The 405-nt window shown below is 33.8% G+C and carries 1 protein-coding gene; it reads right to left on the reverse strand.

The window, feature by feature from the left end; genetic code table 11:
• Positions 1-217 precede the first annotated feature (217 nt).
• Positions 218-405, reverse strand: a 188-nt coding sequence (locus ACODS7_RS32720; RefSeq protein ID WP_488828727.1) for a hypothetical protein, incomplete at its 5' end; no start/stop codon positions are given.

Consider the following 405-nt stretch of genomic DNA (forward strand, 5'->3'; position numbering starts at 1 on the left):
AAAATTAACGCATATATCTACTTGAAATAAGACTATATTTTTCATGCGATTGTCCTGCCCTAATTAGGAAGTGGGATTTGCAATTGATTTTGAAGATGCTATAATATAAGTATCAATTTCAGGTATAAGTATTTCCTAGAACACATAAAATAAAAGAAGAGATGCTATCAACATCTCTTCTGGTAACTGTAGTCGCAAGGCGATTGGTTACTAAATATTATTTTCTTTTTTTAGAACCTCTCTTAAGCTTCCGACGGCGTAGGGAGGTTCTTTTACGTTGTTTGCTCAATTTGCTGACAAGCTTATTTCCATAAGCTGTAACAAGGATTGTTAAAAATACTTTCAACAGATCCTGTAGCAAAGACAGTAAATATTCCATCATAGGAGTCACCTCCTTTCTCTCTA

This window comes from Bacillus sp. FG16 (assembly GCF_057809515.1).